This is a genomic window from Lysinibacillus mangiferihumi (assembly GCF_003049665.1).
Lineage (GTDB): Bacteria > Bacillota > Bacilli > Bacillales_A > Planococcaceae > Lysinibacillus > Lysinibacillus mangiferihumi.
In genome coordinates, this window is sequence record NZ_PYWM01000021.1 from 24,264 (window position 1) to 41,792 (window position 17,529).

The 17,529-nt window shown below is 33.1% G+C and carries 15 protein-coding genes and 2 pseudogenes; 15 read left to right on the plus strand and 2 right to left on the minus strand.

Features of this window, described 5'->3' with window-relative positions; all coding sequences use genetic code 11:
* The first annotated feature begins 40 nt into the window (after nt 1-40).
* The 15 genes from C9J37_RS18215 to C9J37_RS18285 all read left to right on the plus strand — a co-directional run bounded on the left by C9J37_RS18215 (nt 41) and on the right by C9J37_RS18285 (nt 15,905).
* Complete coding sequence (locus tag C9J37_RS18215; protein ID WP_167397356.1) at nt 41-916, plus strand: helix-turn-helix domain-containing protein; 876 nt, start codon at nt 41-43, stop codon at nt 914-916.
* Between the two features lie 111 nt (nt 917-1,027).
* Nucleotides 1,028-1,225 carry a hypothetical protein gene (locus tag C9J37_RS18220; protein WP_107896491.1) on the plus strand — a complete coding sequence of 66 codons (198 nt, stop codon included), beginning with the start codon at nt 1,028-1,030 and terminating at the stop codon, nt 1,223-1,225.
* Nucleotides 1,226-1,245: 20 nt separating this feature from the next.
* Entirely contained in the window at nt 1,246-1,473 is a 228-nt protein-coding gene (locus tag C9J37_RS18225; RefSeq protein ID WP_107896492.1) for a hypothetical protein, read from the plus strand.
* A 668-nt stretch (nt 1,474-2,141) separates the two neighbouring features.
* The gene (locus C9J37_RS18230) at nt 2,142-2,795 is read left to right on the plus strand and encodes a DinB family protein (RefSeq protein ID WP_107896493.1); all 654 of its coding nucleotides are present in this window, start codon (nt 2,142-2,144) and stop codon (nt 2,793-2,795) included.
* A gap of 5 nt (nt 2,796-2,800) precedes the next feature.
* A complete protein-coding gene (locus C9J37_RS18235) occupies nt 2,801-4,006 on the plus strand; it encodes a Coenzyme F420 hydrogenase/dehydrogenase, beta subunit C-terminal domain (protein ID WP_167397357.1) in 1,206 nt (401 codons plus the stop codon).
* 26 nt (nt 4,007-4,032) lie between these two features.
* Nucleotides 4,033-5,412 (plus strand): 3-phosphoshikimate 1-carboxyvinyltransferase, encoded by a 1,380-nt coding sequence (aroA, locus tag C9J37_RS18240; protein ID WP_107896495.1) that lies wholly within the window; start codon nt 4,033-4,035, stop codon nt 5,410-5,412.
* Nucleotides 5,412-6,161, plus strand: a complete 750-nt coding sequence (locus C9J37_RS18245; protein ID WP_107896496.1) for an SDR family NAD(P)-dependent oxidoreductase — start codon at nt 5,412-5,414, stop codon at nt 6,159-6,161. Before aroA ends, C9J37_RS18245 begins: the two co-directional genes overlap by 1 nt.
* A gap of 22 nt (nt 6,162-6,183) precedes the next feature.
* A complete protein-coding gene (locus C9J37_RS18250) occupies nt 6,184-6,939 on the plus strand; it encodes a creatininase family protein (RefSeq protein WP_107896497.1) in 756 nt (251 codons plus the stop codon).
* Entirely contained in the window at nt 6,936-8,261 is a 1,326-nt protein-coding gene (locus tag C9J37_RS18255; RefSeq protein ID WP_107896498.1) for an aspartate aminotransferase family protein, read from the plus strand. The genes C9J37_RS18250 and C9J37_RS18255 overlap by 4 nt, the downstream gene beginning before the upstream one ends.
* A gap of 33 nt (nt 8,262-8,294) precedes the next feature.
* Nucleotides 8,295-9,104 carry a PhzF family phenazine biosynthesis protein gene (locus tag C9J37_RS18260; protein ID WP_167397358.1) on the plus strand — a complete coding sequence of 270 codons (810 nt, stop codon included), beginning with the start codon at nt 8,295-8,297 and terminating at the stop codon, nt 9,102-9,104.
* A gap of 23 nt (nt 9,105-9,127) precedes the next feature.
* On the plus strand, nt 9,128-10,432 hold the full coding sequence (locus tag C9J37_RS18265) for a GNAT family N-acetyltransferase (protein ID WP_107896500.1): 1,305 nt from the start codon (nt 9,128-9,130) through the stop codon (nt 10,430-10,432).
* Nucleotides 10,429-11,703, plus strand: a complete 1,275-nt coding sequence (locus C9J37_RS18270; RefSeq protein WP_107896501.1) for an ATP-grasp domain-containing protein — start codon at nt 10,429-10,431, stop codon at nt 11,701-11,703. The genes C9J37_RS18265 and C9J37_RS18270 overlap by 4 nt, the downstream gene beginning before the upstream one ends.
* Nucleotides 11,704-11,734: 31 nt before the next feature.
* A complete protein-coding gene (locus C9J37_RS18275) occupies nt 11,735-13,282 on the plus strand; it encodes an ABC transporter substrate-binding protein (protein ID WP_107896502.1) in 1,548 nt (515 codons plus the stop codon).
* A 34-nt stretch (nt 13,283-13,316) separates the two neighbouring features.
* Nucleotides 13,317-14,597, plus strand: coding sequence for an ATP-grasp domain-containing protein (locus C9J37_RS18280; RefSeq protein ID WP_107896503.1), 1,281 nt, complete (start codon nt 13,317-13,319; stop codon nt 14,595-14,597).
* A gap of 36 nt (nt 14,598-14,633) precedes the next feature.
* Entirely contained in the window at nt 14,634-15,905 is a 1,272-nt protein-coding gene (locus C9J37_RS18285) for an MFS transporter (protein ID WP_107896504.1), read from the plus strand.
* A gap of 98 nt (nt 15,906-16,003) precedes the next feature.
* On the opposite strand, the pseudogene C9J37_RS18290 reads toward C9J37_RS18285, so the two are convergent.
* Both C9J37_RS18290 and istA read right to left on the minus strand, forming a co-directional pair.
* Nucleotides 16,004-16,194 (minus strand): annotated as a pseudogene (locus C9J37_RS18290) (DDE-type integrase/transposase/recombinase); the annotation flags it as partial.
* Nucleotides 16,185-17,324 (minus strand): annotated as a pseudogene (gene istA / locus C9J37_RS18295) (IS21 family transposase); the annotation flags it as partial. The pseudogenes C9J37_RS18290 and istA, both read right to left, overlap by 10 nt.
* Nucleotides 17,325-17,529 lie beyond the last annotated feature (205 nt).

The window sequence follows — 17,529 nt, forward strand, 5'->3', positions numbered from 1 at the left end:
ACCAGAACCAAATTATAACTATAAGAACGAGGTGTTAATTTTGAAGTCCATAGGAGAAGAGATACGTAGAATTAGAATAGAAAAAAAAATTACACAAAAACAATTAAGTGAAGGAATATGTACTCAACCAACTATTAGTATGATTGAAAAAGGTATTATAATGCCTGGAATTGATATTTTAGTAGATATTGCAGCGAAGCTTCAAGTAACATTAGATTATTTCACAGAATTTATAAATAATGCTGATTATGAAGATAAAAAAAGATTAATACTGAAACTAGAAGATTTAGCACTTAGACAAAAATTTGTAGATATACATAATATAGTGAAAATAGAGTTACAAAATAAAATAGAGGACAGGTGGTTAGAGGCTTATTTAAAATGGTTATATTTTTTAAGTAGATATTATATAAAAAAAGAATCTTTGGATTTGGTTATAGGGAATATATTACAGTTAATTCGTAATGTCCCATCAAATATTTTAAATCGAGAATATTTATTATATCGTATTTATAATTCAATAGCATTTTTACATGCCATTAATAAAAATTATTCGAAGGCATTATTTTATTATAGGAAGATTGATTTTGATTCTGTAGAAGAGACCCGACTGCCTAGTAGGCAAATCTTTGAATTGAGGTTTTTGTATAATCAAGTAAAAACTCTATATGATATGGGGGAATATGGAGAAGCGATAAGACTTTCAGAGTTAGGTATAACTAAATCGATTAATTATGAAAATATGTCTTTAATTGGAAATTTTTATTATTATCTTGCACAGACACATGAAAAAACAAGTAAAAATCGAGAGTTGATAGTATATTTTTACAAAAAATCGTTATTCTTTTTTGAATTATTAAATCGTGAACTGTATGTTGAAATACTAAAAAATAAAAATATCACGTCTGTTGATTAACTAAGTTTTACTATAAAAAGATTCTACGATTTTTACATTGCTTCAACTTTATTTCATAGGAAGAAATCGCAGGGATTCTCGCTGAATTTGGCTTTGAGGATACGCTCGTAAATGCGAAGTGCCAACGCTTTTAGCTATTTAGTGGGTGCACGATTTGAAAGGAGAAGCTTGCGTAACGCAACGGATGTCACACCTGCACAAGGCTTGAAATCAGTGGATTATTCAACGCTTTCGAAACGTTTAGGTGAGATTGTCGAAAAACTTGAGGACAAGCGTGTTATCCTCGTGGCAGACCGAGCTTATTTTTGATTAATAAAGTGAATTGTTATGTGAATAAAGGGCCAAGATTTGGTGATTCGTTTAAAAGAAAATATCCAACTGCACGTAAAAGATCGTTAATACATATGTCTGTAGAAGATTCCAACATAATGCTGATTTCACCTGCACAATCGGCACAGCGCAAAAAGAAAAAGCGTCATCGTATGGCGGAATTTACGGATTACGAAGGCGCCCTTGTACGCGTGGTGACCAACCTTTTAAACTGTGAATTGACTTGAAGAAGTTGTTTTGGATACATTCCTTTGATACAAATCCTTTTCGGTTACTATACCCAAATAGTAATCGAATCCATATTCAATAAATGTGAAATGAAATTGCTTTCGAAATACTAGCAATATGTTTCTATACCTCCTAATAAAAGTTTCCTATCTCAATCAGCTACTAATATTTAAATTCAACTGAACTGATAATTACCTCTTACGTCAAAATACGTTAAAAATTAATGCCCATTATACTTGCGTAACTGTAAAATTTAAATTTCCCGACTATATTTTCCGTAGAAAAACCTCCAAAAGCTAGAGTTGAAATCTAACTTTTGGAGGTGCAATACTTAGCGCATATTTATGACCCAAGCAATCTTATTATATTTCATAAGGTAAATCTAGAGGAAGGGCTATAAAATCACCTGTAATAAGAAAAGCTGCTAATAAACTTACAAATAGTAATTTTTTCATTTTGTAATCACCTCAATTATTCTGTAAATTAACATTTCTTACCCATAATTATACATATATGTTTTTTAAAAAAAATAAAATATAGGAATCCTTATATTTATTTAAGTGGAAACCCCTTTTAAAAAATAATAAAAACATCATAATTGAAAAATGTAGGTTATTTACATAATTGAAAAGTATAGGTTATTTAATATAAGCGAGGTGCTTTAAAGTTGGAAGACTATAAATTTAATCATATCTTAGAGATGCTCTTTTCAGGAGAAGAGCTTACTAAGGATGAAAAAATGTGGGCAGAACAAGTAGTTGCCTTTAAAGAGGCAACTTCAGGACAAATAGGAGCTTATAAGATAGGTTCTGTCCCTGGTTTCAATATTAAAAATTCTCTAGCTTCTACCATTCCAAAGATAGAGAGATTATTAGAACAATGTCCTAATGAGGGATATGATATTAAACCTGCTCCTAATAAATGGTCCATACATCAGATTGTTGGGCATTTAGCTGATAATGAGGTTTGTAATTCAATTAGGGTTCGATGTATTTTGACCGAAGAAACGCCAGTGTTAGTGGGGTATGATTCAGATGATTGGCAAAGATGGTTTACTATAAATGATATTTGGACCTGTTTTAATCGGTTTAAACAAGAGCGTTTAAATTTAATAGCTTTACTAGAAACCTTACAAGAAAAAGAATGGGAAAGAATGGGGTTTTTAGATTATAGAGGCAATGAACAATTGCGTGTATTGTTAGGCGTGCTAGCAGGTCATGATGAAAATCATATAGGACAGTTAACTAGAACACTTCGGTATGTGGAAGAAAATCTAGCTATTATCAATAGTAATAAAAGTTGTACTAACAAAGGGAGTTGATATATTTGACTTATTTACAACTTAAAGAAGAAATTATAGATAATGATCTTTGTACTAGTTGTGGGGCATGTGTAGCTGTTTGCCCTGCTAATATAATCCAATTAAATAAAAATAGTATACCTAATGTTTACTTAGATTCTAAATCTTTATCGGAGGTTTGTGGATCATGTAATCTTTGTAGAGATATATGTCCAGGTAAAGAAACAGATGTACCTGCATCTGAGTTATCACTGTTTGGACGTACAAGAACATCTACTGAACGTTGGACAGGAATTATAAATGAAACTAATTTAGTTTCAGTTGTAGATCCCAATGTACGTAATCATGCTACTGCTGGTGGAGCCGTAACTGGTTTATTAATTACCGCACTACGTTCTGGGTTAATTGATGCAGCACTAGTTATTGATCGTGATAAAGAGAAACCTTGGATTCCCCAAGCAATATTGACTAATGACGAAGAAACTATAATTAAATGTGCCCAATCCACATATTGTATAGCCCCAAATTTACATCTATTAAATGATACAAGATATGAAAGTGTAGGTGTAGTGGGCTTAGCTTGTGAAATCCAGGCTATCAGGAAAATGCAGAGGAATCCGGAAACAGAGGCCTTAGGGAAAAAAATTGTATTTTCAATTGAGATAGGGTGTTCATCTAATACTAAATTATCTGGGACAGAACATCTTATAACTGATATTTTGAACATTCCTTTAGATGAGGTTTCTGATGTTAGATATCGTGATGGAGACTACCCAGGAGAGTTTACCGTATATACTAAAAATAATGAGTCGAATTCATTACCTTTTTTTGAATTAGTTGAAGAATTCAAAAAATTCAAAACATTCAGGTGTTTATCTTGTAGGGACTGGTGGTCTGGAGTTGCTGATATATCTGTTTCAGATGGAGATCCTAATATATATGCGTCTAGTCAGTATGGTATTCTTCCAAGTAGATTTTCAATGGTTGCAACTAGAACAGAAATTGGACAGAGATTACTTGAACTAGGAATATTAATGGGAATCTTGGTAGCAGAACCAACAAAATTTGATCCAGAAGAAAGTTTAGGTTTACAGAGAAAAAGATTCCGTAGTGCAAGTTATAAAAGAAAATATCCTAATGGAGTACCAGATTCTTCTGTATTGTTTAATGATAATGATGGTGAAAGGGAAGACGATGAAGTAATTGCGAAGATGTCTAACCGTATTACTTAATACTCAGATTTTATTATGAAGAAGGAATGATTTTTTTGGAGTTGAATAAAATTACAGTTTCCCCGATTAAAGAATCAAGTAAAAGCATTTATTGGCATCCCCCAGGAGATAAGTCTATTAGTCAACGTGCTACTTTTTTAGCTAGTTTAGCAGAAGGAACTAGTCGAATATCAGATATATTGTGGTCAGAAGATACAGTAAATAATTTAATCGCCCTTAAGAAATTGGGGGTAGGTATAGAAATTGATAATAATGATGTTTTGGTGACTGGTGTAGGTAAATTTGGTTATAGAGCATCAAATAATACTGTTTATTTAGGGAATTCTGCTACGTCATCTCGTATTATGATTTCACTACTTAGTGCTCAAAAGGGGAGATTTAAGGTTGATGGCAATAAAATGTTACGTAATCGCCCTATGGAATGGGTTGTAGAACCTTTAAAGGATATGGGGGCGCAAATTGAGTGGTTGAATAATTATGGATGTCTCCCTGTGGGAATTACTGGGTCTAGACTAGATGGGATGCATCATCGAATTAAGGTGTCTAGTGCACAAGCGGTATCTGCATTACTTTACGCAGCGTTATTGGCAGATAAGAAGACTCGTATTTATAAAAAGACTAAAGCAAGAGATCATACAGAACGAATTTTTAAATATTTTGACCTTGATTTGATAGATACAGGAGATTATCTTGAGTTAACTCCTCCTGAAAAAATATTACCACATGATATCTTTGTACCAGGTGACATATCGTCAGCGGCATTTCTCATTGGTTTAGTGGCTATGCAAAAATCATCGGGTTTAGAGTTAACAGTAAAAAAAGTTAATCTTAATCCAACACGAACAGGATTCTTAGAAATTCTTCAGAGGATGGGAGCAGATTTAACTATAATAAATCAAGGTGAATTATGCGGAGAGCCGATAGGAGAAGTAATTATCCGTTCGGGAAGTGAGCTTTCGGGTGTAAAAGTTTCAGGTGATGTGTTTGTACAGAGCATGATAGATGAAATACCTATACTTGCTGCAGTTGCAGCTACAGCTAAAGGTGAAACTGTAATTACAGATGCATTTGAATTAGCTAATAAAGATACTAATCGTATTATAACAACTATTGAATTACTAAATAACTTTGGCATAGAAGCTTATCCTATTGAGGGGGGATTAGTAGTTACACCAGGAGAATTTACTAGCCCAGGGAACTTAGAAGTACCTAATGATCATAGAATATCAATGGTCGCTATGATTATTGCAAGCTTTTGTAATAAAAAAACAGAAATTTATAATTGGGATACTGTTCGTGTTTCTTTTCCAGGTTTTTTAGAGGCTTTCAATCTTATAGGATTAGCTTCAACAGATGATGATTCAAGTTCATTAGGTCCTAGTATTTATATGGAGATGGTGGAGTGATGAAAAAAACAGTTGTAATTTTAGGGGGAGCAGGGTTTATTGGAAGAAGTATAGCAAAGTGTTTTGGGAAAGATGGATATTCTATAAGTTTATTAGACAAGGACGAAGAAGCATTAAATTCTGCTACAACGTTTTTACGAGATCTTGGAATAGAATGTTATCCGAAAAAGGTAGACGCTCTTAATGAAAAACAATTAAAACAAGAAGCAAATAATTTGTTTGAGGAATTTGGATCTATAGCAGTTTTAGTTAGTGCAATAGGCTATTCACCAAAATTAAATGGAAAACGGCCAAATACTTTAGATATACAAGGTGAAGAGTGGAGATTAGTAATGGATATTAATCTAAATGCAGTATATTACGGCATTTCAGCTTTTCTACCGAAAATGTTGGCAAGTAAAGGTGGACGCATAGTTATTATTTCTTCTGTGGCTGGCTTGGCTGGCTCTTTAACGGCGGGAATACATTATTGTGCAGCGAAATCAGCTTTAGTTGGATTGACAAAATCATTAGCTACAGAATTTGCATCTGAGGGTATATTAGTGAATTCTGTAGCCCCAGGAAAAATAGAAAATTCTGACTGGGGGGATGATTCATATGAGATAGAAAAATATACAAGTACGGTTCCTTTAGGACGACTTGCGAAAGTAGAAGAAGTATCGGAAGTCATAAAGTTCTTAGGGAGTGAAAAAAATACTTATATAACCGGAAAAGTTGTAACTATAGATGGTGGACGGACCCCTATCTAAATAAATAGGAGATGATTGTAGTTTGATAAATAATAAAAGTTTATTAAATATTCCGTGGGTAGATTTAAATTCAAACCAACCAGATTTTATGATTATTGCAACGGGAAGTATTGAACAACACGGACCACATTTACCTCTTGGCGCTGATTTTTTTGTAGCCAATAGGATTGCTCAAGAAATTACAAAGCGCTATTCTGCTGTACAGCTACCTTTTACATCAGTAGGTGTAAATTTTATGTTTGAAGATTGGCCGGGTACGATTAGTATTTCAGCAGAAACGTACACTAATTTAATTATTGAAATTGGAGAAAAGGCTAGGAGAATTTGTCAACGAATTTTGATAATTAATGGGCATGATGAGAATCAACCGTCCCTAATAACAGCCTCTCAACGATTAGTTAAGGAATATGGAATGGAAGTAGTAGTCCTTGAATGGGCAGAGTTTGTTCTCGATATCCTTCGAAATATTTGCGAATCTAAGTATGAAATGCATGCAGGTGAAGGGCTGACATCGATTTTCCTCCATTGGTTTCCTGAAATGGTAATAAAAGAAAATATTGAAAAAGGTGCTTCTGTTATTGGTGGTATAATCTCGGATGATATTCATCTTGATCATAGAGCATATAACCCACAAATAATAAGTAAAAATAATGGAAGTACAGGTGTATTTGGAGATCCTACTATAGCTAATGAAGATAAAGGCTCAAAAATAGCAGAAGCTTTAATAAAGCGTGTTAATGAATTAATAGAAGAATTAAATTGGGGGACAGCTAAGTGACAAAAAAGAAAATTATAGATATTGTTTCAAATTTAGAATCCCCTTCCACATCTGAAATAATTTCTAATGATACTAAATTAGATTGGGAGAAAGGTTTAAATTTTTGCGTATGGACTGAAGAAGGGACAGAATATATAGATTTGACCGCTGGGTCAGGGGTACATAATGTGGGATATAATAATTCAAAGGTTAATGAAGAAATTATCAAACAACTTCAATCTCTTTCTCATACAGGGTGGCAATTTCCTACTCGTTCTCGAGCGACACTTTTGGAAAAGTTATGCAATATACTTCCTTTTAAAAATCCAAAATTTATATTTACTGTTACTGGATCTGAGGCGGTAGAGGCTGCATTAAAATTGTCGCGCCTTGTCAAGGGAAAATCGGCCGTATTGAGCTTTCAAGGTGGATTTCATGGTAAAACAGGTGGTTCCCTAGCTGTAACTGCAAATCCGAAGCTACGTGACAAAGTTACAAATTATGCTGCTGATATTATTCGCCTACCTTTTCCGGAAGATGATGCTTTACGCAGACATGGTTATAATGTGCCTTCTGTGGATGAATATCTAAAGTGGATTAAGCGCTTTATTTTGCATCCAGATTTCCCACTAGATCAAGTTGCAGGCATTATAGTGGAACCGATACAAGGCTCTTCTGGAATGACTGCTGCTCCACCTAATTTTCTTAAAGCACTTAGAAAATTAACAAGCGATGAAGATATGTTATTAATAATGGATGAAATATATACAGGTTTTGGTAGAACAGGGAAAATGTTCGGTTTCCAACATGATGATATTATTCCGGATATCGTAATAATGGGAAAATCGTTAGGTGGAGGGTTACCTATTTCTGTAGTAGCAGCCCCTTCTGATCTAATGAATAAAATGCCGGCATATAAACAAACTAGTACATTTTCAGGTCATCCAGTAGCATGTGCAGCTGGTTCTAAAGTTCTTGAAATAATAGTAGATGATAATCTTTCACAGAATGCTTTAGAAAGAGGAGAACAATTTAGGGAAAGGTTAGAAGAAATAAATACTCTGCTTTTGAAGGAAAGCAAAATTCACTTTGTTGTTACAGGTAAAGGGCTAATGTTGGGGCTTCATATTGAAGCAGATACATCTGCTGATTCTGAGAGAATTGCTAGAGTTCTAAACGATTGCCTAAAAGAACAATTCGTCATTTGTTTATTAGGAGGCACTTTTAATAATGTTATTAAAATTACCCCACCACTTACTTTAACTCCTGATGATGTAGATATGATCTGCGATCGTTTTATTTTAGCTGTTAAGAAAATGCTTTACCTTGAGTCAATTTCGTAAAGGAAAAGAGGCTAATTTATGAGTAGTTTCTGGATGGCACGTGTATTTTATAACGAAGGTATTTCAGGAAATCTAACAGGAGTTGTTCAGTTAGAAAAGGATATAGGAGATATTGCCAGTAAAAAAATGGCTACTAGATTACAGTTGCCAGATACAGCATTTATTTGGAAAGAAAATTCAATGAAACATAGAACATATTCTCCATATGAAGAGTTGGAATTTTGTACGCAGACTTTGCTAGCTACGGGAGCAGTACAAAAAATACAATCTAAAAATCTCGAACGTTTCGAATTTGAAGGAGCTACAGGATTAATCTCTGTATTCACACAAGGGGATGACATTTGGTGGATTGAACAAACTCCTGGCGAGATTTCACCTTATTATAATTATGACGTTTTGAATGAGTTAAGTATATCTAAAAATATATTAGGTGGAATGCTTGGGGTTGGAGGTAATGGTCGAAAGAGACTTTATATTCCGATAAACTCGGAGGAAAATCTGTATATTGTTCACTTGAAACCTTCTTTAGTTATGAATATATGCCAACGTATGGGTATAAATGGAATTGTTTTATTTGTGAAAAAGGACCAATCAAATGTTTTATTAAGGGTATTCACTACGTCATTAGCAGGCAATGAAGATGCTGCCACGGGTGGTGCAGCATTAGGCCTGTTGGGATATAATCAACTTTTTTCTTTTGGTCTATCTAATAACATACGAGTAGATCAAGGGCATATAGATTCTTCAAGTAGAGGGTGTATCTACCTGAAAAATGATGTTGAGAATAACCAAAATTTAATAGGTTCTAAGGTGGATGTACTAATAGAAGGATTAATTTTATAAAATCTAACGTGAAAGGAAAATAGATGGAGAATAGAAAAAATGATGAATTATTAATAAAATTAGAATCATTTATATCAAAAAAAATAGAAATAAACGGATTTATAGGTAGAAGCTATAAGAGAATCAGAGAAATCTCCTCTGTTGATTTGAAAAAGATGTTTCCAGAACAATTTTGGTCTTCTATTCAATGGTTGTCTTATATAGAAAACACATTAGATACACATTTATTATACCTTGTAATCGAAGATGAGAATAATAATTTGATGGGAATAATTCCTTGCCAGATTGTCACAGATTCTAAAGGATTATTGTTTTATAATCTTCCACGTAGTTTCACTAAAGGAGGAAACTTTGGAAATTTAGATTTTTTGAATTTACAACAGCTGCAAGCATTAAAGGAGTATCAAATAAAGTTAGAAAATGAAAATTTATATCCTTCTTTAATAGCTGCCATACCTAATTCATATTGTGGTATTTTAATTAATCCTGATATCGCAACTAACGAAAGGAAAAGTGTTTTAAAGGCTTTAATGTATTTCTTTAACATTTTAGCCGAACATATTGACAGTAAAATTCATGGATTGTGTTATATACCTGAACATATATATGGTGATATTAATGAACACCTCCCAGAAGGATATTGTAAATTGACTGTAGGAGCTGATTCAGTTTTATCAATCCCTTGGTTATCATTTGATGAATACTTAATGAATTTTAACGATAAGAGAAGGAATAAAATTAGAAGGGAAATAAAGGAGTTTAAAAGTTCTGGATTAAAAGTTGAGGTTTTATGTGGAGCGCAAGCACTTTCTGAAGATTTAATTAAATTGCAATTATCATTACGTTCTAAATATGGTCATGGAGGCGATCCTGAAAAATTAAGCAAAAGCTTTCAGATTATGAAAGACTATTTGGACGATAGTATTGTAGTATTTAATGCCATACTTAAAGATGAAATTGTAGGATTTGTTCTATTTTTTAGACAAGATAATAAAATGTATGCTCACTTATCAGGATTTGATTACGAAAAGTTAGTTAATGCGTTTTGCTATCCTAATTTGTGTTTTTATGAACCCATAAAATACGCGATAAATGAGGGAATTAATCAAATCTATTATGGATTATCTTCTTATGAAGCAAAAGTAAGACGAGGTTGTGAATTAGTAGAGTTAGGTGCATATATATCTTTTAATACTAAAATAAGGAATAATGCTATATTGGAGGAAATTTCAGAGCTTTTATCTTTTAGTGAAAAACAACAACTAAATCACTTTCACGAAATGGTTTCTAAACCCAAAAATACAAAAATAGGTAGGTATTATTTATGAGAAATACTCGTAATCGCCTTTTAATAGTCGATGCACCTGGAGGTCCTGCACCATCTGTATATTTGCCCATGCTTTCAGATGAGTTTGAAGTAGGGGTAGCCTTGGTTGTATCTGAAAATTCAGTTGTTTTAGAAGAAAGATTAAACTTTTTGGGAGAAAGAGTGCAAGTATATATAATTGAAAATCGTTTAAATCTTAAAGAAGAACTTGAAGAAATTTCTAATTTATTTAATGCAGAAGGGTTGCTCGCTTTTAGTGAAAGAATTGTTCATGATGTAAATGAAGTAGCTAGAAAATTAAATTTGCCATCAAATCCCACCTGGGTTCAAAAATGTTTATATAATAAGGAGCACCAGCGTACTGCTTTATCTCATGGCGGATTGGTTATTCCAAAAGTATATAAAATATTAGATTATCCAGACTTGAAAGCTGCAGCAAAAGAGGTTGGATTTCCAGCAGTATTAAAGCCATTAATCGGAATTGGTAGTTTATCTACTTATGAAGTTCAATCAATAGAAGAATTAGAAGAAATTTATTATACAGCAATAGATTTATATAAAACTGATGCTCGTATACAAGCCGTACCTAATTTTTTATTGGAAGAAAAGATACCCGGGTTTAATTGGCATGGTGATGACCGTTATGGAGATCATGTTAGCGTTGAATCTATAGTGTCAAATGGAGAGATAGTACATCTAACTGTTACTGATAAATTACCATTAGCATTTCCTTTTCGTGAAACGGGTGACATTATGCCGACTATTTTATCTGATTTTCAAGTTGAAAATTTATATAAGGAAGCAGAGCTTGCTATCCGTGCGCTTGGTATAGAAGTCGGGGCTGTACATACTGAAATTAAATTGACAAAAGAGGGTCCTAGAATAATAGAGGTCAATGGCCGTGTTGGCGGTGGAATTACAGAGATGTTATCTTATTCTGCTGACTATAATATTATAAATGAATTAGCTAAAGTTGCTGTTGGTATGCCTCTTTCAAAGAAAAAGCCAGATTTTAAATCATATTGTGGATTTTTCACTCCTCAGCCTCCAGCATTAGACATTGAATTAGAGAAAGTGCCTAATCTGGATGAATTATTGGCTATGGAAAGTGTAAGAGAGGCTGTGATAGTGTATTCAGTTGGAATGAAACCTGATTGGAAAATTGGTACGGGAAGTAATTTACTTAGAGTATTAGCAGTTTCAGATAATAAAGAAGAAATTTTAGCACTAGGTACTAGACTAATAAATCTTAGCTTATTTAGCTTTAAGTAATAAATAATTTATTATAGAAAGGTTGAAAGAAATGGATAAAAAGAATGCAATAAGTGTATTTATGGGTGAGCCAACTTCCATCGATCCTTGTTATGGATCCGAACATGATGGTGCATTAGTATTACGATTTTTGAGCGATCCATTAATAGATTTCACTCCCGATACCGGAGAAGCTAAACCAGCGGCGGCTAAATCATGGCAAGTAGAGGATGATGGATATACTATACGTTTATTTTTACGTGAAAATGTTTTCTTTCATCATGGTAGAAATGTTACTGCTGAAGATTATATTTATTCATGGAATCGATTAGTAAGCCCTTCTCAAAATTCAGAACTTTCGTATCATTTAAGCAGTATAAAAGGGTTTGATGAAGTTCGTTCCGGTATATCAAATCAAATGAGTGGTTTGAAAGCAATAGGAACATTTGAGTTATTAGTGTCTATGAGTGAACCTTTTGCGGAAGTTCCGGCCCTTTTTGGACACCATTGTATAGCTGCTGTACCTAAAGAGTTAGTCGAATCAAATCCTGAGAAATTTAAAGATAATGTTATTTCTACAGGCCCATATATGTTGGCTGAACCTTGGGCACATAATAAATATGTTCGTTTAAAACGTTTTGATAAGTATTATGAAGGTAATGAAGCATTTATAGATGGGGGAAAGGGATATTTAGATGAAATAGAATTCCGTATTTACGAGGATATTAATGATGCATATTCAGATTGGAAGGAAGGAAAATTAGATATTACCAAAGTACCGCCTACATGTTTGAATGAAGCAATGTCTTATGGAGATAATTTCCGTAGTACTCAATGTGCATTAATGCAATATATTGGATTTCCTAATAATATCCCTCCTTTTAATAATAAATTAGTTAGACAAGCAATAGCATTGGGAACGAAACGTAAAAATATAATTGACAAGGTGTTTTCTGGTACTCGTCCTTTAGCAACTAGTATAATTCCACCAAATATAAAATCTAATCACGAAGAAGATATTAATAATAATGAAAATATTTTACTTTGTGAGCCAGATGTGGATAAAGCTCTTAATTTACTTGAACAGGCGGGTATGAAGCTACCTTTAAAAGTTCCTTTTTATTATAACTCTGGTTTAGGACATGAATCATGGATTAATGAGATAAAACAGCAGCTCGCACAAATAAAAATCGAACTTGATTTAAAACCTTTACCTTGGGGAGGATTTTTAAATAAACTTCAAAATGGGATAGATGGTATGTTTAGAATGACCTGGGCAATTGATTGTCCAAGTCCGGATAATGTATTATTTTCTCTATTTCATTCAAATTCTATTGGTATGGACAATTTTTCTAATTTCTCTGATGTTAAATTTGATGCTACTTTAAAAGAGGCACGTTCAATTCTCGACACTGAACAACGAATGTTAAAATATCAAGAAGCCGAGAATATAATTATTAATCAATTACCTATTTTGCCGTTATGGTACGGAATACAGTATCACATGGTTTCTTTAAACCGCTTTGAATTTTTAGGGAATCGAGTTATTGATATTTTTGGCGAACCTGTTTTACGCCATGTAAAAATGAGGATTGATTAATCAAAATTTAACTCTAAAGGGGGATCTATTCATAATGAATCGTAATGAAAAATCAAGTGAACCATTATTTGGGGATTGTAAGCATGTTTTAATTATTGGAGGGGGTTCTGACCTTGTTCCTATGCTACGTAATGTAGATAAAAATATTAGAACTTCCGTTTTTTGCCGGCCTTCTATACTAAATTTTGTTTATGAAATTGAAAAAAATAATACGGTTTTAATAATCAAAGAAGAAGCAAGTATACAAGAATGGATAGAATATGCTAGGTCCCTTCACAAGGTTGATCCTTTTGATTCAGTTGTTTCTTTTGCAGAAATCGATCAAGATAAAGCAGCAGCCATAAGTGAATCATTAGGGTTAAATTATCATAGTGTTTCCACAGTTGAATGGGTTCACAATAAGTTTCAAATGCGAAATCGTTTACGGATGACAGGGGTAGAAGATATCCCTAATAAATTGGTTATCTATGCTGAAGAAATAAATGAATTTGGAAATAAATATGGATACCCATTAATTGTTAAGCCTAGTAAAGGACGTGCTAGTGTTGGAGTTTCAATAATTCAAGAATCAGAAGAAATTTTTGAGAAAATGGATTATTCAATCAAAAGTAAAATTCCTCGATTAGAGCAATCTTCATTGATAGTAGAACCTTATTTAAAAGGTAAGGAATATAGTGTAGAGGCAATTTCTGAAAATGGGCAACATTTAATACTTGCAATTGTCGAAAAATATAAACATGAGCTTAATAAAGTGGAAATAGGTCATATGGTACCAGCTGAATTAGATTTAAACACTTATAAGGAAATTGAGAATCATATTATTAAGGTATTAGATGCATTAGAAATTAAATTTGGGGTAACTCATACTGAGATTATGTTAACGGATAAGGGACCTCGTGTTATTGAAACGCATGTTAGATTAGCTGGAGATGATATTCCTTTGTTAATTAAAGATTCGTTAGGCGTTGATATGATGAAATATATTGTGGAACAGGCGGCGGGTTACTCTATTTATGATAGATTAAAACAGGAGATTGAAAAGGGAAAGAAAACTCAAAAAGGCGCAGCAATATGGTTTATTAACACAGAATTAGAAGGCAAATTATGTGGTATAGAAAATATTGACCAAATAACTAAAACTGTAGGAGTTGTTGAATTTATACCGTCTTATGAAATTGGTATGTATCTAGAAGGTCTTAAGAGCTCATATTCTCGATTAGGTTCAATTCGTACTACTGCCGAAACTCCTGTAAAAGCTATAAATTTAGCAAAAGACTTAGCAGATAAAGTGAAGATATCTATAAGTAATAAATAATTAGAGGCACCATTGTAATTAATAGGAGGATACCCGATGGCGTTAACGCGCTTTATATTACAACACATAGATAGAAAATCTAAATACTTATTATTAAATGTGCTATTCACTAATATAGGACTTAGCGGTCTTACTTTGCTGACTGGTATTCTAATATATGATATAACAGGTTCATTAATGGCATTTGCCTTTACGCTGGTTTCCGGGTTTATTATAGATTTAGCTGGACAATTCTTTGCTGGGGGAATTCTTGATCGTATAAATCCAAATAAGGTTTCTATTATTATTAATCTTTCTAGGGGATTGCTAATAATTATAGCAGGTCTTATTGTTATAATAATGGGTAGTGTTACAAGTGTAATATTTCTTTCTTTATTTATGTCGTTAGTGGGACCTGCGTATCGTGCAAGCGTCTTTGCAATTTCACCATTACTGGTAAATCAGAAGTTTCTCAGCCAATTCAATGCATTTCGTGTAGGAGTTATGCAAGTTGGCCAGTTAATAGGATTAGGTCTAGCAACCCTTGTTTTGGCATTAACTAATCAGGAAATAGCTTTTACTTCTATTGCGATATGGTTTTTATTGGGGGCACTTATGATGATTCTTCTAGGAGATTTACCGCTTAAGAATAAAGTATTATTAAATAGGGTATTCAGTATAAAAAATACCTTATTAGAATGGAAAGAGTTATTTTTGGCATTTAAAGTAGCTCCAAGTATATATTTCCATATATTAATATCCAGTAGTGGATTATTAATTGCCTCTATATTTAGTTTATTAATTGTTCCATTAAATGAATTTTTTCAAGGAAAAGAAATTGGATATTTAATATTAGATGGTGGATTTACAGTAGGGGCTATTCTTGCATCACTAATTCTTTCCAAATTAAGTAATTTAAATAGTTATACTTATATAGTTGTTAATGTTTGTTTGTTAGTGTCTACAGTTTCGATTTTTATATTAGGTTATGGTAATATAATTCTTGCTGGATTGTTGATGTTTGTTATAGGTATATCAACTACAAGTTTAATGATATGTTTAGATAGCTCCCTACAAATACGAGTAGGAAATAAATTTCTTGGCAGAACGGCTTTATTTCAAGATATGTTTATGTCACTAATTTCTATAATATTTGTACCTATTATTGCTAATACAATGGAGAGACAAGGAATCCAAACAGCCTTAAATTTCTCTTCGCTAGTATTATTAATATATCTTATTATAACTGTTTTTTTAGGTTCTAATATAATTTTTGGCAAACAAATGTTTAAAAAACCTATAAAAAATAATATAACTATTGAACCTTAGAGGTTGCAACAAAGTCATATGACATAGGCTTTAAAGGGTTCTGTTGCAAACACTTGAAGAAAATATAAAAAAGTGAATGATTTCCAGTGACCCCTGGTCTAAGCAACTAACCCAAACAGTTGATGGATGAATTCCTTTTTTGATCATGTGCATAGCCTCTACCAGCAATAATTCGTTTGGCAGTCCGTATGGACTTTAATCCAAGCATCGAGCGAATTCGTTTTTTAATAAAGAGATAATCCTGCTCCACGATATTGTTGAGATATTTAACTTGCCTGCGATGAGCTCCGTGTTATAATAAATCCATACTTGATCATCATATACTTGTAACCCTACTTTCTTACCTTCATACTTTGCAGATACTGAATACTGGTTCAATCTGTAGGAAATCATGTTGGATGCATTGACTTTTACAAGCGTATGTTTGATGCGATAGGAATCTCTTACTTTTTAGTTGGTAACTGGAGTAAGTGATTCCTTTCTTTTTTAAATTCAAAAATCGGAATTTTCCCAGTGCCTTGATGAATTTCACGGTTGATACGATTACATAAATCTTGAACAAATTGATGCAGTTCTTCTAAGGTCAATAGACCTTGATACGCATGGATTTCATCTAATATTTTCATTGTGGTTTCTACTTTTCCTTTTGTACGTGGACGCCCAGTGATACATGGCCGGACTATAAAGCCAAAGTCTTTTGCGAATTGTGCAAATTTCGTATTCACTTTGCCTGGAAAGTGTTCTGTTCGGGCCTCATCCATGACGGTTTTCATATTGTCAGTCACTAATTCCGCAGGCACATCACCAAGCGCTTCAAATGTTTCTGTTAAGAAGGAAAGTAGAACACTTTGCGACTTCGATATACTCAAATGGAATGTACGTAATCTTGATTGTGCAAGGATTAGTACTGCTACGTTCACTTCAACTTGTTCACCATCTTTTGTTTCGTATGAAATGCTCTCTTTCCAATCTAATTGCGCTTGTTTTCCAGGCGGTGTTTCGAAACGTGCTGCTCCTTTAGGGGAGACAATTCGTTTATCTTCCTCAAAATACGCCTTAAATTCAGGTGTTCGCGCAATATATGCTCTAAAGGCAGATGCTGAACAATCCAGTTCATGATTGTCTTTTAAATATTGCCAGAGCACTCGACGATAATAGAACTTCTGCGTGGAATCTTCAGAAAGAAGAGCTGCGATTATTTGATAGTGTTCATCTATTTTCGATGGCTTATTACGCGTCCTTTTAGGAATAAAACCATCCAAATAGTGATCAATCGTTCTACGATCTACGTCTAATTCCCTAGCTAATTGACTCTTATTAATTTTCATTTTTAACTGCTCCATTAGTTGTTTAAATTTTTGGTAAGTCTGAAAGACTCTTGATTTCCAAATCCATTTCAACATTTAGCGCCATGTGCATACTAATCACCTCTAGATTAGTATGAAAAAGAAAATCAATTCTGTACATAGTTATTCAAGCAAAAGTGTGCATATTTACATTATCATTTGTAATTTGGGAACGTTATTAGGTTTATTTATGTATACGATATAAATCCTTAATGCACTATGCACCCGTTGAACGACTAATCTTACGCATAACATCCTCATAAAAACAGATAATATGG

Excerpts from the sequence above, each read along its gene's own strand:
- C9J37_RS18280 (WP_107896503.1), top strand. The coding sequence starts at position 13,317 with ATGAATCGTAATGAAAAATCAAGTGAACCATTATTTGGGGATTGTAAG.
- C9J37_RS18270 (WP_107896501.1), top strand. The coding sequence starts at position 10,429 with ATGAGAAATACTCGTAATCGCCTTTTAATAGTCGATGCACCTGGAGGT.
- C9J37_RS18220 (WP_107896491.1), top strand. The coding sequence starts at position 1,028 with ATGCGAAGTGCCAACGCTTTTAGCTATTTAGTGGGTGCACGATTTGAA.
- C9J37_RS18260 (WP_167397358.1), top strand. The coding sequence starts at position 8,295 with ATGGCACGTGTATTTTATAACGAAGGTATTTCAGGAAATCTAACAGGA.
- C9J37_RS18275 (WP_107896502.1), top strand. The coding sequence starts at position 11,735 with ATGGATAAAAAGAATGCAATAAGTGTATTTATGGGTGAGCCAACTTCC.
- C9J37_RS18245 (WP_107896496.1), top strand. The coding sequence starts at position 5,412 with ATGAAAAAAACAGTTGTAATTTTAGGGGGAGCAGGGTTTATTGGAAGA.
- C9J37_RS18265 (WP_107896500.1), top strand. The coding sequence starts at position 9,128 with ATGGAGAATAGAAAAAATGATGAATTATTAATAAAATTAGAATCATTT.
- C9J37_RS18285 (WP_107896504.1), top strand. The coding sequence starts at position 14,634 with ATGGCGTTAACGCGCTTTATATTACAACACATAGATAGAAAATCTAAA.
- aroA (WP_107896495.1), top strand. The coding sequence starts at position 4,033 with ATGATTTTTTTGGAGTTGAATAAAATTACAGTTTCCCCGATTAAAGAA.